The organism is Streptomyces sp. NPDC005574 (assembly GCF_040605435.1).
Classification (GTDB): Bacteria; Actinomycetota; Actinomycetes; order Streptomycetales; family Streptomycetaceae; genus Streptomyces.
In genome coordinates this window covers 40052-63917 of record NZ_JBEXCW010000048.1, presented here as the reverse complement: position 1 = coordinate 63917, position 23866 = coordinate 40052, and the positions used below count along the sequence as shown (strand labels likewise).

The following is a 23866-nucleotide window of genomic DNA, read 5'->3' as shown; positions in this document are numbered from 1 at the left end:
ATTCGCGTTCCCGAGGTGCGACTTGTCGGTCCCAGCGGCGAGCAGGTGGGCATCGTCCCGCTCGCTAAGGCCCTGGAGCTTGCACAGGAGTACGACCTCGACCTGGTCGAGGTCGCGGCGACCGCCCGTCCGCCCGTGTGCAAGCTCATGGACTACGGGAAGTTCAAGTACGAATCGGCCATGAAGGCCCGTGAGGCGCGCAAGAACCAGGCGCACACGGTCATCAAGGAGATGAAGCTCCGGCCGAAGATCGACCCGCACGACTATGACACCAAGAAGGGTCACGTCGTCCGGTTCCTCAAGCAGGGCGACAAGGTCAAGATCACGATCATGTTCCGTGGTCGCGAGCAGTCCCGGCCCGAGCTGGGCTACCGACTGCTGCAGCGTCTCGCGGAGGACGTCCAGGACCTCGGGTTCATCGAGTCGAACCCGAAGCAGGACGGCCGGAACATGATCATGGTTCTCGGTCCGCACAAGAAGAAGACCGAGGCCATGGCCGAGGCCCGGCAGGCGCAGGAGGCCCGCAAGGCCGACGCGAAGGCCAACCCCGGCCGCTCGCAGAACGTCGCGGAGACCGAGGACGGCGAGGGCACCGAGATCGAGGCGCACGAGCTGGACACGGCCGACGCCGAGGCACCGGCCGAGGCTCCCGCCGAAGCCTGACCCTCGGGCGAACGCCCCGGAGACCCGGGACGCCAGTCCGGGGATTCCACCCGAAACAAGAGCGACGCTCCTCCGTGCCCGGTTTCACGACCGGGCACCGGAGCGCCACCGACGAGGAGATAACGGCGCTATGCCGAAGAACAAGTCGCACAGCGGTGCCAGCAAGCGCTTCAAGATCACCGGCTCCGGCAAGGTGCTCCGTGAGCGCGCCGGCAAGCGCCACCTGCTCGAGCACAAGTCGTCCCGCGTGACGCGTCGCCTCACCGGCAACGCCGAGATGGCCCCGGGCGACGCCAAGAAGATCAAGAAGCTTCTCGGCAAGTGACTCGGCGGCGCGTGAGCGCCGTACGCAGTCAGGACCGGGACCCAATCGTTTCCGGGCCGCGTGAGGACAACCGCGGCCCCGCTACAAGGAGTTAAAAAGTGGCACGCGTCAAGCGGGCAGTCAACGCCCACAAGAAGCGCCGGGCGATCCTCGAGGCGGCCTCCGGCTACCGCGGTCAGCGTTCGCGCCTGTACCGCAAGGCCAAGGAGCAGGTCACCCACTCGCTGGTCTACAACTACAACGACCGCAAGAAGCGCAAGGGCGACTTCCGCCGGCTGTGGATCCAGCGCATCAACGCCGCTGCCCGCGCCAACGGCATCACCTACAACCGCTTCATCCAGGGTCTGAACGCGGCGAACATCGAGGTCGACCGCAAGATCCTCGCCGAGCTGGCCGTCAACGACGCCACCGCGTTCGCCGCGCTGGTCGAGGTCGCCCAGAAGGCGCTGCCGGCCGACGTGAACGCGCCCAAGGCTGCGTGACCGCGCGTCGGCCCCCGGCCGGCGTGACCTGACGGACCCGTGGGCCACCGGCCCGCGGGTCCGTGGTGTTCCGGCGGGCCCCGCCCCCACCGTCGCCAGGGCGTGCGGGAAGAGCCGTACCGCCGTCGTGATCGATCGCCGTAGCGGCGGAAAGTGGTCTTCCGAAGGTGAACAGCATGCCCCCCGCCACCCCCGAGCTGATCTCTCCCCGCTCCGCCCGGGTGTCCGCCGCGCGGCGGCTCGCGAAGCGCAACTTCCGGGGCAAGGACCGGCTGTTCCTCGCGGAGGGCCCGCAGGCCGTGCGGGAGGCGGCCCGGCACCACGGCGAGGGCGGCACCCTCACGGAGCTCTTCGCGACCGTCGAGGCAGCCGAGCGGTACGCGGACATCGTGGGTGAGGCCCGTACCGCCGGCGCCCGTGTGCACCTCGCCGCCGAGCAGGTGATCGAGGACATCTCGACGACCGTGACCCCGCAGGGACTCGTCGGGATCTGCCGGTTCGTCGACACCCCCTTCGAGGCGATCCTCGCCGCCCGGCCCCGCCTCGTCGCCGTCCTCGCGCACGTCCGGGACCCCGGGAACGCCGGCACCGTCCTGCGCTGCGCCGACGCCGCCGGCGCCGACGCCGTCGTCCTGACCGACGCCTCGGTCGACCTCTACAACCCCAAGGCCGTCCGCGCCTCCGTCGGCTCCCTGTTCCACCTCCCGGTCGCCGTCGGCGTGCCCGTGGAGCGTGCCGTGGCCGGGCTGCGGGAGACGGGCGTGCGGGTCCTCGCCGCCGACGGCGGGGGCCTCGACGACCTCGACGACGAACTCGACCGGGGCACCATGGGCGGTCCGACCGCCTGGGTGTTCGGCAACGAGGCGTGGGGGCTCCCGGAGGAGACCCGCGCGCTCGCGGACGCCGTCGTGCGCGTCCCGATCCACGGACGGGCCGAGAGTCTGAACCTCGCCACCGCCGCCGCCGTATGTCTCTACGCGTCAGCCCGTGCACAGCGCGCCTCCGGAGGGTGCCGCTCCGTCACCGAGAGCTAGTAAGGTGACCAGCTCGGGGGCCCTGCGCCGTCTGAGAGGTGGGGTACGGGGATGAGTGTCGGCACGAGCAGCGCACCGGGAGAGAAGGACGTGCGGGGCCCGGACCGGCGCCGGCCCGAGGCGCCCGGCGGCCCCGGCATCGACCCCGACGACCTGCCCGACGGACTCGTGATCGCCGACGCGCACGGCCGGGTCGTCACCTTCAACGCCGCCGCCGAGCGCATCACCGCCGTCCCCGCCGCCGAGGCCCTCGGCCGGTCGCTGGAGAAGGCCCTGCCGCTGGAGGACCTGGAGGGGCGGCGCTGGTGGCAGCTGACCGACCCCTACGGCGGGCTCGCCATCCGCTCCCGCCAGCCCGAGCGCAACCTGCTGCTGCCAGGCGGACACGAGGTCCTGGTGTCGGCCCGCTACGTACGGGACGCGCCCACCGGTCCCGTCCGCCGTGTCCTCGTCTCGCTGCGGGACACCGAGGCCCGCCGCCGCACCGAGCGCAGCCACGCCGAGCTGATCGCCACCGTCGCCCACGAGCTGCGCTCCCCGCTCACCTCGGTTAAGGGCTTCACGGCCACCCTGCTCGCCAAGTGGGAGCGCTTCACCGACGACCAGAAGCGGCTCATGCTGGAGACCGTCGACGCCGACGCCGACCGTGTCACCCGCCTCATCGCCGAGCTCCTCGACATCTCACGGATCGACTCCGGGCGCCTCGAACTGCGCCGGCAGCCCGTCGACATCGGGGCCGCCGTCGGACGGCACATCCAGGCGTACGTCGCCGCGGGCCTGGCCGCCGACCGGTTCCTGCTGCGCATCCAGCAGCCGCTGCCCGACCTGTGGGCCGACCCCGACAAGGTCGACCAGGTGCTCAGCAACCTGCTGGAAAATGCGGTGCGCCACGGCGAGGGAACCGTCACCATCGACATCACGCCCTCGGCGTCCCCGCGCGAAGGCGAGGACGGCGGGGCCGGTGAGAGCACCGTCACGTCGGTCACGGTGAGCGACGAGGGGCCCGGCATCCCGGAGGAGTCCATGAACCGCGTCTTCACCCGCTTCTGGCGGGGCAGCAAGCGCGGCGGCACCGGCCTCGGGCTGTACATCGTCAAAGGCATCGTCGAGGCCCACGGCGGGACCATCACGGTCGGCCGCGCCCCCCTCGGCGGTGCGGAGTTCCGATTTACGCTGCCCGTGAGCACTCCGGCCTATCTGGTCTGAGCGGCCCGCGGGCGCATTCGCCCACCCCCACCCCGTTAGACTCGGCCTTTGGCACCTTTGCGTCCCGCGGACGGAGACGAACCGTCCGCGTACCGGTCACGACGAGTCGGTGACGGGGACCTCCAGCCAGCCAATCGGAAGCACGGGAAGAGATGTCGGCACCGAACAAGTCGTACGACCCAGTCGAGGTCGAGGCGTTGAAACCGGAAGAGATCGAGCGCCTGCGGGACGAGGCGCTCGCCGCCTTCGCCGCCGCGGACTCCCTCGACGCGCTCCAGGAGGCGAAGGTCGCCCACACGGGCGGCACCTCCCCGCTGGCCCTCGCCAACCGCGAGATCGGCGCCCTGCCCCCGCAGGCCAAGGCGGCCGCCGGCAAGCTCGTCGGCCAGGCCCGCGGCGCGGTCAGCAAGGCCCTCGCCGGCCGGCAGACCGAGCTGGAGGCCGAGCGGGACGCGCGCGTACTGGTCGAGGAGGCGGTGGACGTCACGCTGCCCCACGACCGCGTGCCGGCCGGCGCCCGCCACCCGCTCACCACGCTCTCCGAGCGCATCGAGGACGTCTTCGTGGCCATGGGCTACGAGGTCGCCGAGGGCCCGCAGGTCGAGGCCGAGTGGTTCAACTTCGACGCGCTCAACATCGGCCCGGACCACCCGGCCCGCGGTGAGCAGGACACGTTCTTCGTGGCCGGCCCGGAGGGCGGCACCGAGTCCGGTGTCGTGCTGCGCACCCACACCTCGCCGGTGCAGATCCGCTCGCTGCTCCGGCGTGAGCTGCCGGTCTACGTGATCTGCCCCGGCCGCGTCTACCGCACCGACGAACTGGACGCGACCCACACCCCGGTCTTCCACCAGGTGGAACTGCTCGCCGTGGACGAGGGCCTGACCATGGCCGACCTCAAGGGCACCCTGGACCACATGGTGCAGTCGCTGTTCGGCGAGGGCATGAAGACCCGGCTGCGGCCCAACTTCTTCCCCTTCACCGAGCCGTCCGCCGAGATGGACATGGTCTGCTACGTCTGCCGCGGCGAGTCCGTCGGCAACCCCGACCGGCCCTGCCGCACCTGCTCCAGCGAGGGCTGGATCGAGCTCGGCGGCTGCGGCATGGTCAACCCCAAGGTGCTGACCGCCTGCGGAGTGGACCCGGAGAAGTACAGCGGCTTCGCCTTCGGGTTCGGGATCGAGCGGATCGCGATGTTCCGCCACAACGTCGAAGACATGCGAGACATGGTCGAGGGTGACGTCCGGTTCACCCGGCCGTTCGGGATGGAGATCTGATGCGGGTCCCGCTTTCCTGGCTGCGGGAGTACGTCGACCTGCCGGCCACCGAGACCGGCCGCGACGTGCAGGCCAAACTGGTGTCGACCGGCCTCGAGGTCGAGACCGTCGAGCACCTCGGCGCCGACCTGAAGGGCCCCCTCGTCGTGGGCCAGGTGCGTTCCATCGAGGAGCTGGAGGGCTTCAAGAAGCCGATCCGCTTCTGCACCGTCGACGTCGGCACCGCCAACGGGACGGGCGAGCCGCAGGAGATCGTCTGCGGTGCCCGCAACTTCGCCGTCGGCGACAAGGTCGTCGTGGTCCTGCCGGGCGCCGTCCTGCCCGGTGACTTCGCCATCGCCGCGCGCAAGACGTACGGCAGGACCTCGCACGGCATGATCTGCTCCGGCGACGAGCTGGGCATGGGCGACGACGGCAGCCACGGCATCATCGTGCTGCCGCCGGAGACCGAGGTCGGCAGGGACGCCATCGAGCTCCTCGAACTCGTCGACGAGGTCCTGGACATCGCCGTCACCGCCAACCGCGGCGACTGCCTGTCGATCCGCGGCGTCGCCCGCGAGACCGCCATCGCCTACGGCCTGCCGCTGCGCGACCCGGCGCTGATCGACGTCCCCGCCCCGAACGCCTTCGGCTACCCGGTGGCCGTCGCCGACCCGTTCGGCTGCGACCGCTTCACCGCCCGCACCGTCACCGGCCTGAGCCCCGAGGCGCGCTCCCCGATCTGGCTCCAGCGCCGGCTGCAGAAGGTCGGCATGCGCCCGATCTCGCTCGCCGTCGACGTCACCAACTACGTGATGATGGAACTCGGCCAGCCGCTGCACGCCTACGACCGCACCCTGGTCCAGGGCACCATCGGCGTGCGCCGGGCCGAGGAGGGCGAGAAGCTCGTCACCCTCGACGGCGTCACCCGCACGCTGGCCGCCGAGGACCTGGTGATCACCGACGAGCGCGGCCCCATCGGCCTCGCCGGGGTGATGGGCGGCGCCGACACGGAGATCGCGGACCACGCCGACGGCGAGAACGTCACGACCGACGTGGTGATCGAGGCCGCGCACTTCGACGCCACGTCCATCGCGCGCACGGCCCGCCGCCACAAGCTGTCCTCGGAGGCGTCCCGCCGGTTCGAGCGGGGCGTCGACCCGCAGGCTTCGGCCGCCGCCGCCCAGCGCACGGTCGACCTGCTGATGCTGCTCGCGGGGGCCACCGCCGAGGCCGGCGTCACCGAGATCATCGCGCCGTCCGCGCCGCACACCATCGCCATGCCCGCCGACCACGCCGACCGGGTGGCGGGCGTCGAGTACGGCCGCGAGACCGTCGTACGCCGCCTCCAGGAGGTCGGCTGCGACGTGTACGGGCAGGACGAGCTGATCGTCACCACCCCGTCCTGGCGGCCCGACCTCGGTGTGCCGAACGACCTGGCCGAAGAGGTCATCCGGCTGGAGGGCTACGAGAACCTGCCCTCCACGCTGCCCAAGCCGCCCTCGGGCCGTGGCCTCACCCCCCGCCAGCGGCTGCACCGCCGGGTGGGCCGCGTCCTCGCCGGATCCGGGTACGTCGAGGCGCCCACCTACCCGTTCGTCGGCGAGCAGGTCTTCGACCAGCTGGGCCTCGCGGCCGACGACCCGGCCCGCCGCGCCGTCCGGCTCGTCAACCCGCTCAGCGACGAGGAGCCGCTGCTGCGCACCTCGCTGCTGCCGGGTCTGCTCGGCGCCCTGCGGCGCAACAACGGCCGCGGCAGCCACGACCTCGCCCTGTTCGAGACGGGCCTGGTCTTCCTGCCGGGCGAGGAGCAGCAGGTCGCCGGTGTCCTGCCGGTGGACCGGCGTCCGACGGACGAGCAGCTCGCCGAGCTCGACGCGGCGCTGCCCGACCAGCCCCGGCACGTCGCCGCGGTGCTCGCGGGCGCCCGTGAGCAGGCCGGCTGGTGGGGTGCGGGGCGTCCGGCCGACTGGGCCGACGCCGTCGAGGCCGCGCGTGCCGTGGCCCGGGAGGCGGGCGCCGAACTCATCGTGCGCGGCGGCCGGTACGGGCCCTGGCACCCGGGCCGGTGCGCCGAGCTCGCGGTCACCGTCGACGGCGCCGAGCAGGTCGTCGGTCACGCCGGCGAGCTGCACCCGCGGGTGGTCAAGTCCCTGAGCCTGCCCGCGCGCACCGTCGCGATGGAGCTCGACCTGGACGCCCTGGAGCAGGCCGGCGACACCACCGTGCAGGCGCCGAGCATCTCCACGTTCCCCGTGGCCACGCAGGACGTCGCGCTGGTCGTCGACAAGGCCGTCCCGCACGCCGGAGTCGAGGCCGCGCTGCGCGAGGGCGCCGGTGAACTCCTCGAAGCGATCCGGCTGTTCGACGTGTACGAGAACGAGGAGCAGCTCGGCGCGGGCAAGAAGTCGCTGGCGTACGCGCTGCGCTTCCGCGCGGGTGACCGGACGCTGACCGTCGACGAGGCGTCGGCGGCGCGGGACGCGGCGGTGGCCCTGGCAGGCGAGCGTACGGGGGCCGTACTGCGCGGCTGAGGGGCGGGGGCCGTACCCCTGACACCCCCGTCCGGTCACTCACTCGTTCGTGTGAGATCTGCAGGTGACCGGGGCCATGTGGGGTATTGCCCGACAGAATCGGACCGGCCTTTCGGGGTCGGTCCGATTGCGTTCGGAGGGCCTGGATGGGGGCCATCGGCATGATCTGTAACAGGGCTGGAGTTCCCGGGGCGGGGCGGCCCCCGACGAGCCTGCGCCGACCCGGCCGCCGCCGGCTGCTCGCTCTCGGGCTCCCCACGGCCTGGGGCGCCGCCGCGGTCACGTACAAGCTGAGCTGTCCGCTCGCCCAGCAGCAGGGCCTCGGCGCGCGGGCCGTCACCAGCGCGCTCTTCTTCGCCGTCGGCACCGGGTTGATCCTGCACGTCCGGCGCGCACTGCTGCGCGAGCTCCGGCAGGCCCGCCGGGTCGCGGGCGCCGCCCAGAGCGCGCTGCTGCGGCCGCTGCCCCCGCGCATCGGCGGACTCAGCGTCGCCGCCGCCCAGTTGTCGGCCGACCGCGGTGCCGCGATCGGCGGTGATCTGTACGAGGTCGTCGCCACCGAGCACGGTGTGCGGGTGGTCATGGGTGACGTGCGCGGGCACGGGATCGCCGCCATCGGGACCGCCGCCGCCGTCCTCGGCAGCTTCCGCGAGGCCGCGCACGACGAGGCCGACCTCGGGGGCGTGCTGCGCCGCCTGGAGCGGGCGCTCGGCCGCCACCTGCGGCAGCGCTCCCACGGTGAGCACCCCCCGGCCGGTCCCGGTCCCGAGTCCGACAGCCCCGTCGCCGAGGAGTTCGTCACCGTCGTGGTGCTGGAGATCGGCGCGGACGGCGAGGTCCGGGCGCTGAACTGCGGGCACCCCTGGCCGTACGTGCTGAGCGGCAGGGGAGTGGAACCCCTGGCCCGCGCGGACCCGCTGCCACCGCTCGGGCCGTTCCCGCTGCCGCCGGGGCTGCCCGTCCGGCACTGCGGCCAACTCCAGCCGGGCGAGGCGCTGTTCCTGCACACGGACGGCGCGGAGGACGTGCGGGACGCGCGCGGGCGTTTCTTCCCCCTGTCGAAGGTGCTGGCCGAGACGCTCCGCCGGCATCCCTCGGTGGTCCCGCACGCGGTACTGGGCTCGGTCTTCACGGCCCTGCTGCACCACACGCGGGGCGCCCCCTCCGACGACATCGCGCTGCTGGCACTGCGGAACGACCGCTCGCGCCGGCCGGCCTCAGGATCTCCCGGAGCCACGCGGCCGGCCGGCACGCACGCGCGGCCGACACCGCACCTCTAGGGGATGTCCGGCCACGAACGACCGTGCACGCCCCGAGAGTCGGCCGGCGGCGACCGTCCGCCCCGCCACGGAGTGTCGGGCAGGCAGCCGGGCGGACGGTGCGGAATCGGGCCGCCGCACTGTACGAGGGGGAGCCGGCGGCCCGGCCGGCCTCTTGCGAGGCATCACAGTCAACCGCCGCGCGACTCTCCGCGACAGCGCGCACACGGTGCGGATTCGAGCACTCCGTTCACACCCCGTGCGAAGGCGGACCCACTAATCTGTCGGCACCGAGCCACCGGGGGGCACCCATGCAGCCCAATACTCTGCTCGACGCGATCCTCGACGAGGCCGGAGTCTCGCACGCGGGACTGGCCGCGCACGTGAACCAGGCGGGCCGGGCGCGCGGCCTCGCGCTGAGATACGAACACACCGCCGTGGCGCGGTGGTTGAAGGGGCAGCGGCCGCGCGGTCAGGTGCCCGACCTCATCTGCGAGGTGCTGGCCGTACGGCTGCGGCGGCCCGTCACCCTCGACGACATCGGCCTCGGTGTGCCGGGGGAGCCGTCCGCCCCGCACGGCACCACGCTGTCCGGGTTCGTGGAGCGCGCGACCGCCCTGTGGCGCTCCGACGAACAGCAGCGCCCGCACATCCTCGGCGCGCCCGCCGTCACCGGCACACCCGCCGTGATGCCCGTGTGGGAGTGGGAGAACCCGCCGGAGGACGTGGACGTCTCCCGCGGCGGCCGGCACCGGGTCACCTCCGCCGACATAGAGATGCTGCGCTCGGCCCGCGCGCACTACGAGCAGATGTACCGCAAGGCCGGCGGGGTGGCGACCCGCACCCGCATAGTCGGCTTCCTCAACACCGAGGCGGCCCCGCTGCTGCGCGGCAGCTACACCGATGCGACCGGACGCCAACTCCACCGCGCCACCGGCGGTCTGGTGGCCATCGCCGGCATCTGCGCCTACGACTCCGACGCCCACGGGCTGGCCCAGCGCTACTTCCACCAGGCCCTGCGGCTCGCCAAGGCCAGCGGGGACCGGGGGCTCGGCGCCTATGTGATCGCGCTCCTGGTGAACCAGTCGCTGTTCATGCGGGAGTACCGGCAGGCGGTCGCCTTCGCGGAGGCCGCGCTGCGCGCCGCCGGCCGGCACATCACCCCGGCGCTCGCCTCCGACCTGTACGCGATGCAGGCGAAGGCGTACGCACACCTGGGTGACGGCTCGAGCGCGCTGTCCTGCATCCGGCGGGCCGAGCAGACCGCCGAACGCATCCGGCGCGGTCACGAACCCGACGAGACCGGCTATGTCCAGCCGGGGCTGGTCAACGTGCAGGTGGCGGAGGCGCTGCTGAGCCTCGGTGAGCTTGCGGCGGCGGCGCGGCACGCGGCGGCGGCGGTGGACACCCCGGCGCACGACCGGGGCCGGGTGCACCGGCTGGCGATGCTGAGCACCATCGAGCTGCGCCAGGGCAACGCCGACAAGGCGGTCGCCACCGCGGTGCGGATGGCCGAGCAGGCCCGGGGCATGGAGTCGCAGCGGCTGCGCGACCGGCTCCGCGCGGTGCGCGAGCACCTGGTGCGCAGCGGCTGCGCCGGGACGTCCGAGGCCGCCGAGATGATCGACGGGGCGCTGCGCGTACCGCTGTGACGGGCGCACGGGACCCGCGGGAACGCGCCGAAGGCACCGTTCGTGCTGCCGGCCGACCTCTGTGCGCCTGCTGTGGCGCCGCTCCTGCTGCGATATTGCCACTTACTCAGCGGAAGGTGGCAGAACCGTGCAGTGGACGAAACAGAACGAACAAAATGTGTATGAAAACCGCTGGTTCAGCGTCAACCTGGCGGATGTCGAGCTGCCCGACGGCCGACATCTCGACCACTTCCTGATACGGCTGCGGCCCGTCGCCGTGGCCACGGTGGTGAACGAGGCCAACGAGGTCCTGCTCCTGTGGCGCCACCGCTTCATCACCGACAGCTGGGGGTGGGAACTCGCGGCGGGCGTGGTCGAGGACGGCGAGGACATCGCCCGCGCGGCGGCCAGGGAGCTGGAGGAGGAGACCGGTTGGCGGCCGGGGCCCCTGCACCACCTGCTGAGCGTCGAGCCCTCCAACGGGCTCACCGACGCCCGGCACCACGTCTTCTGGTCCGACGGGGGCGAGTACACCGGACACCCCGTGGACGACTTCGAGTCGGACCGCCGGGAGTGGGTCCCCCTCAAACTCGTCCCCGACATGGTCGCGCGCGGTGAGGTCCCGGCCGCCGGCATGGCGGCGGCGCTCCTGCTCCTGCACCACCTCCGCCTCGGCCAGGACGCCCGGCCCTGAATCCCCCACGGCGCCCTGGTCCCCGGGGCGGGATCTAGCGCCCCAGTGCCTGCCAGACCGTCACCACGAGCGCGCCCACGGCGGTGATCGCGGAGACCGCGGGCAGCGGCCAGCGGGCGTGCTCCAGTACGACGACCCGTGCGTTCAGGTCGTCGAGGTCCTTGTCCGTCTCCTCGGTGCGATGGCTGAGCAGCGCCAGCCCTCCCTCGACGCGGGTGTACGCCACATCGAGGCGTCGGCGTAACTCCGCGAGTTCTCCTTGGACCACGGGATGCTCCGGGTCGGCGGTCACGGGTCCGCTCCTTTCCGTAGTCGTCCACATCCCTTGCATGCGCATGAAGAGTGAACTCCGCTGGTGGGCGCGCGGAAAGAGTGTGCGAATGGCATATGCGGGCCCGCTGCGCACACGGTGTGTGAAGGCCGCGGGCCCGGCACGCCGAGGAGTGCCGGACCCGCGCCGCACGGAACGACCACGGAGGGTGTCGGCGGCAGCGAAAGGGGAGCGGGTCAGCCGTAGGTGTAGAACCCGGAGCCGGACTTCCGGCCGAGCCGGCCGGCGTCGACCATGCGCTGGAGCAGCGGGGGCGCGGCGTACAGCGGCTCCTTGTACTCCTCGTACATCGAGTGGGCCACCGAGGACACCGTGTCGAGGCCGATCAGGTCGGACAGCTTCAGCGGGCCCATCGGATGGGCGCAGCCGAGCTCCATGCCGTTGTCGATGTCCTCCCGGCTGGCGATGCCGGACTCGAACATCCGGATCGCGGAGAGGAGATACGGGATCAGCAGCGCGTTGACCACGAAGCCGGAGCGGTCCTGGGCGCGGATGGCGTGCTTGCCGAGCACCTTCTCGGTGAAGACCTGGGCGCGGCTGAGCGTCCCCTCGGACGTGGTGAGCGCGGGGATCAGCTCGACCAGCTTCTGCACCGGGGCCGGGTTGAAGAAGTGGATGCCGATGACGTGGTCGGGCCGCGAGGTGGCGACCGCCAGCTTCACCAGCGGGATCGAGGAGGTGTTCGAGGCGAGGATCGCGTCGGCACGGGTCACGACCTGGTCGAGCACCTGGAAGATCTCGGTCTTGACCTGCTCGTTCTCCACGACGGCCTCGATCACCAGGTCGCGGTCCGCGAACTCGCCGAGGTCGGTGGTGAAGCTGAGCCGCGCCTGCGTGGCCGCCAGCTCCTCCTCGGTGATCTTGCCGCGTTCGGCGGCCTTGGACAGGGAGTTGAACAGCCGGGTACGGCCGATCTCCAGGGCTTCGCCGGTGGTCTCGGCGACCTTGACGTCCAGGCCGGCGCGGGCGCACACCTCGGCGATGCCCGCTCCCATCTGGCCGCAGCCCACCACTCCGACGCGCTCGATGTCGGTCACATCGTCCCTTTCGCTGGTCTTCGGCCGGGTCAGGCCGCCCCGGTCGGGTGCCTGCTCCGTTCGTGCACGTTACCGCCAAGTATCGATGATCGATCGCCGGGGTCGGGCATCCTGGGCGCGGAGACGGTCCGCGGGGGCGCGGACCGGCGGCGACAGGGGTGGCGGATGGGCCGGGTGACTCGTCGGGCGTTCACGGCGGCAGCGCTGTCGACGCTCGTACTCGGGGGAGACGTGGACAGCACGGCGGCCGCGCCGGCCGGCCGGCGGCGCTCGGGCGGCGAGATGCGCGGCATGTGGCTGGCGACCGTGGTCAACCGCGACTGGCCCTCCCGTCCCGGCCTGCCCGCGCTGCAGCAGCGCACCGAACTGATCGCCCACCTCGACACGGCGGTCCGCGACCGGCTCAACACGGTGGTCTTCCAGGTACGGCCCACCGCGGACGCCCTGTGGCCCTCGCCGTACGAGCCCTGGTCGCAGTACCTCACCGGCGTCCAGGGCCTCGACCCGGGCTGGGACCCGCTCGGCACGGCCGTCGCCGAGGCGCACGCGCGGGGCCTGGAACTGCACGCCTGGTTCAACCCGTACCGCGTCGCCCACCACACGGACCCGACGAGACTGGTCGCGGACCACCCCGCGCGCAGGCACCCGGACTGGGCGGTGCCGTACGGCGGGAAGCTCTACTACGACCCCGGGCTGCCCGAGGTGCGGGCCTTCGTCCAGGACGCCATGCTCGACGCGGTGCGCAGGTACCCCGTCGACGCCGTGCACTTCGACGACTACTTCTACCCGTACCCGGTGGCGGGCCAGACCTTCGACGACGACGCGGCCTACGACCGGCACGGCGGCGCCTTCCCGGACCGGGCCGCCTGGCGCCGCGACAACATCGACCGGCTGGTGCGGGAGACGGCCGCCCGTGTCAAAGCGCTGCGGCCCGGGACCCGCTTCGGCGTCAGCCCCTTCGGGGTGTGGCGCAACGCCGTCACCGACCCGCTCGGCTCCGACACCCGGGCGGGCGTGCAGACGTACGACGACCTGTACGCGGACACCCGCAGGTGGGCGCGCGAGAACTGGATCGACTACATCTGCCCGCAGCTGTACTGGAACATCGGCTTCACCGCCGCCGACTACGCGACGCTGCTGCCCTGGTGGGCGGAGGTCGTCCGGGGCACCCGCACGGAGCTGTACCTGGGGGAGGCGCTGTACAAGGCGGGCGATCCGGCGCAGCCCGCGGCCTGGCAGGACCCGGCCGAACTCTCCCGCCACCTCACGCTGGCGAAGCGGTACCCGCAGGCGCGCGGGCACGTCTTCTTCGCCGCCCACGACGTGGCCGTGGACCGCGTCGACGCGATGGCGCGGGTGGTGACCGACCACTACCGGCGGCCTGCGAAGCCCCCGCGCTGACCGGGCACCGGCCGTCCGCGCGGCGGGGCCCCACGCCGGTGGGGCCCCGGTTCCTAGCGGGCGGTGTCGCTGTGACGGATCTCGGTGTCGGGGCCGGGTGAGCACACGGCCTCGTGCCCGTCCTGGAAGCGGACGCGGTACGGGGGTGTGCCCTCCTGCCCCATCACCTCGACGATGTCGGCGACCTTGTCGTGCTGACCGACCACCCTGCCGTGCTGGACAAGCTGGTCGCCCACGATTGCATGCATCTGCTGGGCCTCCTCCGGGTGCGGGAGCAGCGGTCCGTGGCCCCGATTCTACGGCGCGAGACGCTCCCGGGACCCGGTGCGGGGGGTGCCGCTCAACCCCTCGCCCGCTGCGTGACGACGATGCACACGAGCACCGCCGCTGCCGTCAGCGGGGCGGCCACCGTGAGGTGTTCGCCCAGCAACAGCACCGACCACACCAGTGTGAGCAGCGGCTGCGCCAACTGCAACTGGCTGGCCTTGGGGACGCCGACGGCGGCCATGCCCCGGTACCAGACGACCAGGCCGAGGAACTGCGAACCCGCCGCGACCCACACCAGCCCGGCCACGCTGTGCGCGGTCAGGTGCACCGGCTCGTACGACAGCGCGAGCAGCGCGGCCGGCACACCGAGCGGCAGACACAGCACCAGGGCCCAGCCGATCACCTGCCATCCCGGCATCACCCGGGCCAGCCGGCCGCCCTCGGTGTAGCCGGCCGCGCACACCAGCAGCGCGGCGAACAGGTACAGGTCGGCCGCGCCGAGTGCGCCGCCGCTCTGCTGCACCGTGAAGACGCCCACCGCGGCGGCGCCGGCGAGGGCCGCCGCCCAGAACGCGCGGGAGGGCCGGATGCCCGTGCGCAGCGCGGACAGCAGCGCGGTCGTCAGCGGCAGCAGACCGACCACGACGGCGGCGTGCGCGGTCGTGGACGTCCGCAGCGCCAGCGTGGTCAGCAGGGGGAAGCCGACGACGACGCCGGCGGCGACGACCGCGAGGCCCGCCCAGTGCCGGCGGCCCGGCAGCGGCACGCGCAGGGCGAGCAGGCAGCCGCCCGCGATCAGCGCCGCCAGCACGCTGCGCACGGCCACCAGCGACCAGGGCCCGAAGCCCTCCAGGCCCCAGGCGGTGGCGGGGAAGGTGAGGGAGAAGGCGACGACGCCCAGGCCGGCCTGGAGGGTGCCCGCGGACATCACCCCGGAGGGGGTGTCCACCGCTATCCGGGTCGGTGCGGTAGCGCTACTCTGTACTCTCATGCAAGAGAATAGCAGTGTGTCCGAGCTGGCGAATCAGCTGCGTCGTGAGCTCGACCGCTACTCACCAGGTGGAAAGCTGCCGTCCAGCCGTGCTCTCGTCGAGCGGTTCCGGGTCAGTCCGGTGACCGTCTCGCGAGCCCTCGCCCAGCTGTCCGCCGAGGGCCTGGTGACGACCCGCCCGGGCGCCGGCGCCTTCCGGGCCCCGACCGCTCCCGCGACCGCCCGTCGCGGCGACACCTCCTGGCAGGAGGTCACCCTCAGCGCGGACGCCGCCGCCGACCTCGTGCCGCGCTCCGTGGACGCCTCCGGAGTCCTCGTCTCGCTCGCCGCACCGCCGCCCGGAGTCATCGAGTTCAACGGCGGCTACCTGCACCCCTCGCTCCAGCCGGAGCGGGCCATGGCGGCCGCCCTGTCCCGGGCGGGCCGCCGGCCCGGCGCCTGGGGGCGGCCGCCCATGGAGGGGCTGCCCGAGCTGCGGGAGTGGTTCGCGCGGAGCATCGGCGGGCCCGGCGGCGCCGTCACGGCCGCGGAGGTCCTGGTCACCGCGGGCGGCCAGTCGGCGCTGACCACCGCGCTGCGCGCCCTCGCCCCGCCCGGCGCGCCCGTCCTGGTGGAGTCGCCCACCTACCCCGGCATGCTGGCGATCGCCCGCGCGGCCGGACTGCGCCCGGTCCCGGTGCCGGTGGACGCGGACGGCGTACGACCCGCGCTGCTCGCGGACGCGTTCCGGGCGACCGGCGCCCGCGTCTTCGTCTGCCAGCCGCTGTTCCAGAACCCGACCGGCGCGGTGCTCGCCCCCGGACGCCGCGGTGAGGTGCTCCGCATCGCCCGCGAGGCCGGGGCGTTCGTCGTGGAGGACGACTTCGTACGACGGCTCGTGCACGAGGACGCGGGACCGCTGCCGCGTCCGCTCGCCGCCGAGGACCCCGACGGAGTCGTCGTGCACGTGGGCTCCCTGACCAAGGCGACCTCGCCCAGCTTCCGGGTGAGCGCGCTCGCCGCACACGGCCCGGTCCTGGAACGGCTGCGCGCCATCCAGGTCGTCGACACCTTCTTCGTGCCCCGGCCGCTGCAGGAGGCCGCGCTCGAACTTGTCGGCTCGCCCGCCTGGCCCCGCCATCTGCGGGCGGTGTCCGCCGAGTTGCGGACCCGCCGGACCGTGATGACGGCCGCGCTGCGCACCGGACTGCCCGAACTGTCCCTGCCGCACGTCCCGTCGGGCGGATACCACCTGTGGCTGCGGCTGCCCGAGGGCACCGACGAACCGGCCTTCACCGCGGCCGCCCTGCGCGCGGGCGTGGCGCTCACCCCGGGCCGCCCCTACTTCAGCGCCGAACCGCCCGCGGCCCACGTACGCCTGAGTTTCGCCGCGGTGGCCGGCACGGGGGAGATCACCGAGGGCGTACGACGGCTGCGCACCGCGTGCGACGAGGCCCTCGGAGCGGCCCCGGCCGCCAAGCCCCCCGCCCGGGCGTGAAAACCGTTCGACGCGACAGCCGCCGACCTGGAAATCTCCCCGCATGACCACCACAGCGCGCCTCGCCGAGGGCTTCGACGTCTCCACCGACCCCGACCGCGTCGACGCCGAGTGGGTGCACCGGAGGCTGTCCACCGACGCGTACTGGGCGCTCGGCCGGTCCCGGCAGAAGCAGGACCTGGCGATCGCCGGCTCCCTCAACTTCGGCGTGTACGCGACGCCCTCGGGGGAGCAGGTGGCGTACGCCCGGGTCGTCACCGACCGGGCGACCTTCGCCTGGCTGTGCGACGTGTACGTGGACCCGTCGGTCCGCGGCCGGGGCATCGGCACGGCGCTCGTCGAGGCCGTCCGCGAGCACCTGCGGCCGTACGGACTGCGGCGCGTCCTGCTCGCCACCCACGACGCGCACGGGGTGTACGAGAAGGCCGGGTTCGCGGCGCTGGCGAAGCCGGAGCACTGGATGGCGCTCCTTTTCGAGTGACATGTCCGCCAGGTCCGGCCCGCTGCGGCAACCTTTCGCATACCCAGGGTAACTGGCTGGTGGCAGCCCTTGACCTGCGAACTCTCACGACTCACCATCGCCGCATGCCACTTCGCGTCACGTTCGTCGCCGCGGCACGCGGGTCCTCGCTGCTCGCGGAACGCTTCGAGGACGACCGGCCACTGGACCAGGCCGGATGGGAGGAGGTGCAGCGCGCCGCCCCCGGCCTGCTGCCGCTCGCGGCGGCCGAACTGCGCTACTGCTCACCGACCCCGCGCAGCCGCAGCACCGGTGACGCCCTGGGATACGCGCCGCTCGTGCAACTCGCCCTGCGGGACTGTGACATGGGCCGCTGGCGGGGGCTGACGCTCGGTGAGGCGATGGCCCGGGAGCCGGAGGCCGTGGACGCCTGGCTCGCCCAGCCGCAGGCCATTCCGCACGGCGGTGAGTCCCTGTTCGCCTTCATCTCCCGGGTCGGCGGCTGGCTGGACACCCGGCCCGTCGGGGACGGCGGTGCCGTCGTCGCCGTGGCCGAGCCGTCCGTGATCCGGGCGGCCCTGGTGTACGCCCTCCAGGCGCCGCCCTCGACCTACTGGAACATCGACGTGCGCCCCCTGTCGACGACCACCGTCTCGGGCAGCGCACGCCGCTGGAACCTCCGCCTCGACGGGGTGTCCGCTCAGTCCTCGCGGGCGTAGTCCGTGGTGAGCACCAGGTCCTTGGCCGGACCGCGGACCCGCCACACCGACCGCCAGTGGTCCCGGCCGAGGACGGTGAACTCCCCGCGGTAGAGGTCCGCCGCGCACGGATGGTCGGCGAGGTGGTGCCCGGAGGTCAGGTCCAGGCCGTGAAAGGGCCGCCCGTCGGCGAAACGCACGTCCGCGGCCCCCGGCGACCCCCCTGGCAGGAAGAGCAACGTCCGTTCGGCGGGACGGCCGACACCGTGCCAGCGGAAGACACCGGACTCGTGCTGCAGCAGCCCGGCGCGGGCGGCGGGGCCGCCGGCGGGAGGCAGGCGGCCGCCGCCCACCGGCTCCCTCGCGCCCGACGGGCGGCCGTTGCCGGGCGCGTGGTTCGCGTCGGTGGTGCCGTGTCCGTGGGGCGGGTGGTTCGCGTCGGTGCTTTCCGTGCCGGGCAGCCGACCTGCGCCGGGCGGGCCGACCCAGCCCGGCACGCGGCTTCCGCCCTGCGAGCCGACCCCGCCCGGCAGGCCGCCCGGCTCGGCCAAAATTCCTGCCTCCGCGCTCAGCGGCCGGAAGACGGTCGTGCCCTCGAACCGGCCCTCCTCGCCGCTCGCGAGGTCCCGCACCGACCGGGACACCCGCCAGCTCCCGGCGAGATGGCCGAGTACGTCGGACACCGGCCAGAAACCGTCCATCAGCCCCTCCCTCCGCGTCGCCGCCCACCCCGGCGGACGCTCCCGGGCGTGCTCCCACCAGTTGGCGAACCCTCACCCAGAATCAGGGCCGGCCACCCGCCGGGGTCACCGGCGCCCCCGGCGGCGGAACCAGCCGGGGCCCGGCTGGAGCGGCATGGGTGACGAGCCCGTGGCCGGGGGCGCGGACGGCCCCGCCGGGCCTCCGGGGGCGCCCCCCGCCGGCCCGGCGGGCGCGGCGGGAGAGGGAACCGCCTGCCGCGGGCCCGTGGGCGCGCCGAACCCCCCGCCGGCCGACGGTGCCTGGGCGGGCGGCCCGAACGGCGGGAGCGTCTTGAAGCGTTCGTCCAGCGTCACGGTCGGGGCTATGCGCCGCAGCGCGGCCCGGACCAGGGTGAGGGGATGGTCGGGGAACCGCGCGTCCCACTCCTCGTGGTCGCCCACGTGGTACGGCAGTCCGCCCTGGAGCCCGTTGGCGTACGGGTGCGCCCGGAAGTACTCGGCCGGCCCCACCTGACCCATGATCATCGCCTCGCGCATGCCGGTCGTCGCCCCTTCGGCGGCCTGCACCTTCACCACCGTGCTGCAACCGGCCCGGGGGACCGTCCACGAGCCGAGGAAGACCTGACCGTGCCCGTCCGGACGCGGCATCTTGACCAGCTGAAGGACCGCAGGGACGCCGTCCACGACGCCCGCCGCCGCCTCGATCAGGCCGCCGCCGGCCGCGGCCACGCCGTGCGCGAGGACGGAGCGGAGCCGCTCCGGCTCCTCCAGGGGGGCGGGCAGGTCCGGCACCTGGTCGAAGTAGTGGACCGACAGCAGAACGCCTCGCTCGTCCATCCACACGCCCGGCTCTCGCTCGGTGAAGCCGGTCAGGTCCATGCCGGTGATCGGTGTCATGTAGATCATCATGACGGGCCGGAGCGGCCGCCCGGCCCTCGGGGCCCGTCGAGACCCGAATGAATTGCATAAACGTGCAGCGAAACGTATAGTCATGCCATCCAAGAGGAGGATGGACACCATGGCGGTACGGGCGGCAGTGGCCGGGGCGAGCGGGTACGCGGGCGGAGAACTCCTGCGTCTGCTCCTGACGCACCCCGGTGTCGAGATCGGCGCCCTGACCGGCAACTCCAACGCCGGTCAGCGGCTCGGCGGGCTCCAGCCGCACCTGCTGCCGCTGGCCGACCGGGTCCTCGCCGAGACGACCCCCGAGGTCCTCGCCGGACACGACGTCGTCTTCCTCGCACTTCCGCACGGCCAGTCCGCCGCCGTCGCCGAGCAGCTCGGCCCCGACGTCCTCGTCGTGGACATGGGCGCCGACTTCCGGCTGAAGGACGCGGGCGACTGGGAGCGCTTCTACGGCTCCCCGCACGCCGGCACCTGGCCGTACGGCCTGCCCGAACTGCCGGGCGCCCGCGCCGCGCTGGAGGGGTCCAGGCGCATCGCGGTGCCCGGCTGCTACCCGACAGCCGTCTCCCTGGCGCTCTTCCCGGCCTACGCCGCCGGACTCGCCGCCACCGAGGCCGTGATCGTCGCCGCGTCCGGCACGTCCGGCGCCGGCAAGGCGGCCAAGCCCCACCTGCTGGGCAGCGAGGTCATGGGGTCCATGTCGCCGTACGGCGTCGGCGGGGTCCACCGGCACACACCCGAGATGATCCAGAACCTCTCCGCGGCGGCCGGCGAGCCGGTCTCCGTCTCCTTCACCCCGACCCTCGCGCCGATGCCCCGCGGCATCCTCGCCACATGCAGCGCGAAGGCCGTCGAGGGCGTCACCGGCGAGGTGCTGCGCGCCGTCTACCAGAAGGCGTTCGCCGACGAGCCGTTCGTGCACCTGCTGCCCGAGGGGCAGTGGCCCGCGACGGCGTCCGTCCACGGTTCCAACGCCGTTCAGGTGCAGGTCGCACACGACGAGGCCGCGGGCCGCATCATCGCCATCAGCGCGATCGACAACCTGGCCAAGGGCACCGCGGGCGGTGCCGTCCAGAGCATGAACATCGCCCTCGGACTCGACGAGACCACCGGACTGTCCACGATCGGACTCGCACCGTGATCCGGGGGCACCTCCCGGCGCCGGCCGGGGGAGCACCCGCGGCCGCCGAGCCGTGGACGACGACGACCGCCGCGCCGCGGCACCCCGCGGGCGGAGAAGCGAACGAGGAGATGCAGTGAGCGTCACCGCAGCACAGGGGTTCCGGGCGGCGGGCATCGCCGCCGGGATCAAGCAGAACGGAAACCCGGACCTGGCACTCGTGGTCAACACCGGGCCCCGCCGCGCCGCCGCCGGTGTCTTCACCTCCAACCGCGTCAAGGCCGCGCCGGTCCTGTGGTCCGAGCAGGTCCTCAAGGGCGGCCAGGTCTCCGCCGTGATCCTCAACTCCGGTGGCGCCAACGCCTGTACGGGGCCCAAGGGCTTCCAGGACACGCACGCCACCGCCGAGAAGGTCGCCGAGGTGCTGGAGGGCCACAGCGCGGGCGAGGTGGCCGTGTGCTCCACCGGCCTCATCGGTGTCCTGCTCCCGATGGACAGACTCCTGCCGGGCGTGGGCGCGGCGGCGGAGGCCCTGAGCGAGCACGGCGGTGAGAAGGCCGCCATCGCCATCAAGACCACCGACACCGTCCACAAGACGTCGGTCGTGACCCAGGACGGCTGGACCGTCGGCGGCATGGCCAAGGGCGCCGGCATGCTCGCCCCCGGCCTGGCCACCATGCTCGTGGTGCTGACCACCGACGCCGACCTCGACAGCGCCACCCTGGACAAGGCCCTGCGCGCCGCCACCGCGGTCACCTTCGACCGCGTCGACTCCGACGGCTGCATGTCCACCAACGACACCGTGCTGCTGCTCGCCTCGGGCGCGTCCGGACGCACCCCCGGGTACGAGGAGTTCGCCGCCGCCGTACGCACCGTCTGCGACGACCTCGGCCAGCAGCTGATCCGGGACGCCGAGGGTGCCAGCAAGGACATCAGGGTCGAGGTGGTCAACGCGGCGAGCGAGGCCGACGCCGTCGAGGTCGGCCGCTCCATCGCCCGCAACAACCTCCTCAAGTGCGCGATCCACGGCGAGGACCCCAACTGGGGCCGCGTCCTGTCCGCCATCGGCACCACGTCCGCCGCCTTCGAGCCCGACCGGCTGAACGTCGCCATCAACGGGGTCTGGGTGTGCCGCGACGGCGGCGTCGGCGAGGACCGCGACCAGGTCGACATGCGCTACCGCGAGGTGCACATCGTCGCCGACCTCGCGGCCGGCACCGAGACCGCCACGATCTGGACCAACGACCTCACCGCGGACTACGTCCACGAGAACAGCGCGTACTCGTCATGAGCAATGTGACCCGGAAGCACACCGCCCTGCCGAAGGCGCAGATCCTCATCGAGGCGCTGCCCTGGCTGGTCCGGCACAACGGCAGGACCGTCGTCATCAAGTTCGGCGGCAACGCCATGATCGACGAGGACCTGAAGGCCGCGTTCGCCCAGGACGTCGTGTTCCTGCACCACGCCGGCCTCAAGCCCGTCGTGGTGCACGGCGGCGGCCCGCAGATCAGCGCCGCCCTCGACCGGCACGGCATCGTCAGCGAGTTCAAGGCCGGCCTGCGCGTCACCACCGAGGACGCCATGGACGTCGTACGGATGGTGCTGGCCGGGCAGGTCCAGCGTGAACTCGTGGGCCTCCTCAACCAGCACGGCCCGCTCGCCGTCGGCCTCACCGGCGAGGACGCGCACACCATCACCGCAACCAAGCACCAGCCCGAGATCGACGGGGAGTTGGTCGACATCGGGCGGGTGGGCGAGATCACCGCGATCGACACCGGCGCGATCGAGGCGCTGCTCGCCGACGGCCGTATCCCGGTCGTCTCCTCGATCGCACGGAGCCAGGACGACGGACATGTCTACAACGTCAATGCTGATACGGCTGCTGCGGCACTCGCTGCGGCGCTGGGCGCCGAAACCCTCATGGTCCTCACCGACGTCGAGGGCCTCTACGAGGACTGGCCGCACAGCGACGAGGTGATCAGCCGCCTCACCGCCTCCCAACTGGAGAAGCTGCTGCCGGAGTTGTCCGCCGGCATGGTGCCGAAGATGGAGGGCTGCCTGCACGCCGTACGCGGCGGGGTGAACACCGCGCGGGTCATCGACGGCCGGGTGCAGCACTCGATCCTGCTGGAGATCTTCACCGACGAGGGCATCGGCACGATGGTCGTGCCCGACGCGCAAGAGGGGGATGCCGAATGACCGGGACCGCGACCAACGCAGAGCTCACCGAGCGCTGGCAGGGTTCGCTGATGAACAACTACGGCACCCCGCGCCTCCCGCTCGTGCGCGGCGCGGGCACCAGGCTCTGGGACGCCGACGGCCAGGAGTACGTCGACTTCGTCGGCGGCATCGCGGTCAACGCGCTCGGGCACGCGCACCCGGCGATCGTCCGGGCGGTCAGTGAGCAGATCGCCTCCCTCGGGCACGTCTCCAACCTCTTCGTCGCCGAGCCGCCCGTCGCGCTCGCCGAACGGCTCCTCCAGCTCTTCGGCCGCGAGGGCAGGGTCTACTTCTGCAACTCGGGCGCCGAGGCCAACGAGGGCGCCTTCAAGATCGGCCGGCTCACCGGGCGCACCCACATGGTGGCCACCGAGGGCGGCTTCCACGGCCGGACCATGGGCGCCCTCGCCCTCACCGGCCAGCCCGGCAAACGCGAGCCGTTCCTGCCGCTGCCCGGCGACGTCACCCATGTGCCCTACGGCGACCCGCAGGCGCTGGCCGCCGCGGTCACCGAGGACACCGCCCTCGTCGTCATCGAGCCGATCCAGGGCGAGAACGGGGTCGTGGTGCCCCCGCCGGGCTACCTCAAGGCGGCCCGCGCCATCACGGCCGCCTCCGGCTCGCTGCTGGTCCTCGACGAGGTGCAGACCGGTGTCGGCCGTACCGGCCACTGGTTCGAGTACCAGGCGCACGAGGGCGTCCTGCCGGACGTCGTCACGCTCGCGAAGGGGCTCGGCGGGGGCCTTCCGCTGGGCGCCACCGTCGCCTTCGGGCGGGCGGCCGAACTGCTGCGCCCCGGGCACCACGGCACGACCTTCGGCGGCAACCCGGTCGCCTGCGCCGCCGGCCTCGCGGTCCTCGACACGATCGCGTCCGAGGGCCTGCTGGACAACGTGAAGCGGCAGAGCGCGCAGCTGCGCGACGGAATCGAGGCACTGGGCCACCCGTTGATCGCCCATGTCCGGGGCGCGGGCCTCCTGCTGGGTATCGTGCTCACCGAGCCTCTCGCGCCGCAGGTGCAGCAGGCGGCTCAGGACGCCGGCCTCCTGGTGAACGCGCCCGCCCCCGATGTCGTACGGCTGATGCCGCCGCTGAATCTCGGCGACGACGAGGTGGACGCCCTCCTCCGGGCGCTGCCCGGCGTCCTGGACGTGGCCAACGGGGACGGATGACGCG

Annotated in this window: 23 protein-coding genes and 1 pseudogene; 18 read left to right on the top strand and 6 right to left on the bottom strand. The window is 73.0% G+C overall.

Annotation, left to right across the window (positions count from 1 at the left end; genetic code table 11):
- The 10 genes from infC to ABZT03_RS26835 all read left to right on the top strand — a co-directional run.
- On the top strand, nucleotides 1-663 hold a 663-nt coding region (gene infC, locus ABZT03_RS26880; protein WP_356043619.1), incomplete at its 5' end, for a translation initiation factor IF-3.
- 130 nt (nucleotides 664-793) lie between these two features.
- Nucleotides 794-988, top strand: coding sequence for a 50S ribosomal protein L35 (gene rpmI / locus ABZT03_RS26875; protein WP_019065473.1), 195 nt, complete (start codon nucleotides 794-796; stop codon nucleotides 986-988).
- A 98-nt stretch (nucleotides 989-1086) separates the two neighbouring features.
- Nucleotides 1087-1470 carry a 50S ribosomal protein L20 gene (gene rplT, locus ABZT03_RS26870; RefSeq protein ID WP_020132316.1) on the top strand — a complete coding sequence of 128 codons (384 nt, stop codon included), beginning with the start codon at nucleotides 1087-1089 and terminating at the stop codon, nucleotides 1468-1470.
- Between the two features lie 176 nt (nucleotides 1471-1646).
- The gene (locus ABZT03_RS26865) at nucleotides 1647-2504 is read left to right on the top strand and encodes an RNA methyltransferase (RefSeq protein WP_356043616.1); all 858 of its coding nucleotides are present in this window, start codon (nucleotides 1647-1649) and stop codon (nucleotides 2502-2504) included.
- 51 nt (nucleotides 2505-2555) lie between these two features.
- Nucleotides 2556-3710 (top strand): ATP-binding protein, encoded by a 1155-nt coding sequence (locus ABZT03_RS26860; RefSeq protein ID WP_356043614.1) that lies wholly within the window; start codon nucleotides 2556-2558, stop codon nucleotides 3708-3710.
- 152 nt (nucleotides 3711-3862) lie between these two features.
- Nucleotides 3863-4984, top strand: a complete 1122-nt coding sequence (gene pheS, locus ABZT03_RS26855; RefSeq protein WP_356043612.1) for a phenylalanine--tRNA ligase subunit alpha — start codon at nucleotides 3863-3865, stop codon at nucleotides 4982-4984.
- Nucleotides 4984-7497 (top strand): phenylalanine--tRNA ligase subunit beta, encoded by a 2514-nt coding sequence (pheT, locus tag ABZT03_RS26850; protein WP_356043609.1) that lies wholly within the window; start codon nucleotides 4984-4986, stop codon nucleotides 7495-7497. The genes pheS and pheT overlap by 1 nt, the downstream gene beginning before the upstream one ends.
- A gap of 161 nt (nucleotides 7498-7658) precedes the next feature.
- Nucleotides 7659-8777 carry a PP2C family protein-serine/threonine phosphatase gene (locus ABZT03_RS26845; RefSeq protein WP_356043607.1) on the top strand — a complete coding sequence of 373 codons (1119 nt, stop codon included), beginning with the start codon at nucleotides 7659-7661 and terminating at the stop codon, nucleotides 8775-8777.
- 290 nt (nucleotides 8778-9067) lie between these two features.
- A complete protein-coding gene (locus ABZT03_RS26840) occupies nucleotides 9068-10408 on the top strand; it encodes a transcriptional regulator (protein WP_356043605.1) in 1341 nt (446 codons plus the stop codon).
- Between the two features lie 127 nt (nucleotides 10409-10535).
- A complete protein-coding gene (locus tag ABZT03_RS26835) occupies nucleotides 10536-11081 on the top strand; it encodes an NUDIX hydrolase (protein WP_356043602.1) in 546 nt (181 codons plus the stop codon).
- A gap of 34 nt (nucleotides 11082-11115) precedes the next feature.
- Here ABZT03_RS26835 and ABZT03_RS26830 read toward each other — a convergent pair whose 3' ends face one another.
- Nucleotides 11116-11373: a hypothetical protein gene (locus ABZT03_RS26830; protein WP_356043599.1), complete on the bottom strand. Its 258-nt coding sequence runs from the start codon at nucleotides 11371-11373 to the stop codon at nucleotides 11116-11118.
- Between the two features lie 215 nt (nucleotides 11374-11588).
- The gene (locus ABZT03_RS26825) at nucleotides 11589-12449 is read right to left on the bottom strand and encodes a 3-hydroxybutyryl-CoA dehydrogenase (RefSeq protein WP_356043596.1); all 861 of its coding nucleotides are present in this window, start codon (nucleotides 12447-12449) and stop codon (nucleotides 11589-11591) included.
- Nucleotides 12450-12614: 165 nt separating this feature from the next.
- On the opposite strand from ABZT03_RS26825, the gene ABZT03_RS26820 reads away from it, so the two are divergent.
- A complete protein-coding gene (locus ABZT03_RS26820) occupies nucleotides 12615-13850 on the top strand; it encodes a family 10 glycosylhydrolase (RefSeq protein WP_356043594.1) in 1236 nt (411 codons plus the stop codon).
- Nucleotides 13851-13903: 53 nt separating this feature from the next.
- On the opposite strand, the gene ABZT03_RS26815 is transcribed toward ABZT03_RS26820, so the two are convergent.
- Both ABZT03_RS26815 and ABZT03_RS26810 read right to left on the bottom strand, forming a co-directional pair.
- Nucleotides 13904-14098, bottom strand: a complete 195-nt coding sequence (locus tag ABZT03_RS26815) for a DUF1918 domain-containing protein (RefSeq protein ID WP_356043591.1) — start codon at nucleotides 14096-14098, stop codon at nucleotides 13904-13906.
- Between the two features lie 92 nt (nucleotides 14099-14190).
- A complete protein-coding gene (locus ABZT03_RS26810) occupies nucleotides 14191-15108 on the bottom strand; it encodes a DMT family transporter (RefSeq protein WP_356043590.1) in 918 nt (305 codons plus the stop codon).
- Here ABZT03_RS26810 and ABZT03_RS26805 point away from each other — a divergent pair.
- The 3 genes from ABZT03_RS26805 to ABZT03_RS26795 all read left to right on the top strand — a co-directional run bounded on the left by ABZT03_RS26805 (nucleotide 15107) and on the right by ABZT03_RS26795 (nucleotide 17764).
- On the top strand, nucleotides 15107-16585 hold the full coding sequence (locus ABZT03_RS26805; RefSeq protein WP_356043588.1) for a PLP-dependent aminotransferase family protein: 1479 nt from the start codon (nucleotides 15107-15109) through the stop codon (nucleotides 16583-16585). The genes ABZT03_RS26810 and ABZT03_RS26805 overlap by 2 nt on opposite strands.
- A 43-nt stretch (nucleotides 16586-16628) precedes the next feature.
- On the top strand, nucleotides 16629-17066 hold the full coding sequence (locus ABZT03_RS26800) for a GNAT family N-acetyltransferase (RefSeq protein ID WP_356043585.1): 438 nt from the start codon (nucleotides 16629-16631) through the stop codon (nucleotides 17064-17066).
- Between the two features lie 104 nt (nucleotides 17067-17170).
- Nucleotides 17171-17764: a histidine phosphatase family protein gene (locus ABZT03_RS26795; RefSeq protein ID WP_356043583.1), complete on the top strand. Its 594-nt coding sequence runs from the start codon at nucleotides 17171-17173 to the stop codon at nucleotides 17762-17764.
- Here the strand turns inward: ABZT03_RS26795 and ABZT03_RS26790 are convergent.
- A pseudogene (locus tag ABZT03_RS26790) lies at nucleotides 17746-18048 on the bottom strand (DUF6314 family protein); the annotation flags it as partial. The gene ABZT03_RS26795 and the pseudogene ABZT03_RS26790 sit on opposite strands and share 19 nt — an antisense overlap.
- A gap of 501 nt (nucleotides 18049-18549) precedes the next feature.
- The gene (locus ABZT03_RS26785; protein WP_356043581.1) at nucleotides 18550-19341 is read right to left on the bottom strand and encodes a hypothetical protein; all 792 of its coding nucleotides are present in this window, start codon (nucleotides 19339-19341) and stop codon (nucleotides 18550-18552) included.
- Nucleotides 19342-19462: 121 nt separating this feature from the next.
- Here ABZT03_RS26785 and argC point away from each other — a divergent pair, with 121 nt between their 5' ends.
- The 4 genes from argC to ABZT03_RS26765 all read left to right on the top strand — a co-directional run bounded on the left by argC (nucleotide 19463) and on the right by ABZT03_RS26765 (nucleotide 23862).
- The gene (gene argC, locus ABZT03_RS26780; RefSeq protein WP_356043629.1) at nucleotides 19463-20491 is read left to right on the top strand and encodes an N-acetyl-gamma-glutamyl-phosphate reductase; all 1029 of its coding nucleotides are present in this window, start codon (nucleotides 19463-19465) and stop codon (nucleotides 20489-20491) included.
- 115 nt (nucleotides 20492-20606) lie between these two features.
- Nucleotides 20607-21761, top strand: coding sequence for a bifunctional glutamate N-acetyltransferase/amino-acid acetyltransferase ArgJ (argJ, locus tag ABZT03_RS26775; protein ID WP_356043580.1), 1155 nt, complete (start codon nucleotides 20607-20609; stop codon nucleotides 21759-21761).
- On the top strand, nucleotides 21758-22669 hold the full coding sequence (argB, locus tag ABZT03_RS26770; RefSeq protein WP_356043578.1) for an acetylglutamate kinase: 912 nt from the start codon (nucleotides 21758-21760) through the stop codon (nucleotides 22667-22669). The genes argJ and argB overlap by 4 nt, the downstream gene beginning before the upstream one ends.
- On the top strand, nucleotides 22666-23862 hold the full coding sequence (locus tag ABZT03_RS26765) for an acetylornithine transaminase (RefSeq protein ID WP_356043575.1): 1197 nt from the start codon (nucleotides 22666-22668) through the stop codon (nucleotides 23860-23862). Before argB ends, ABZT03_RS26765 begins: the two co-directional genes overlap by 4 nt.
- Nucleotides 23863-23866 lie beyond the last annotated feature (4 nt).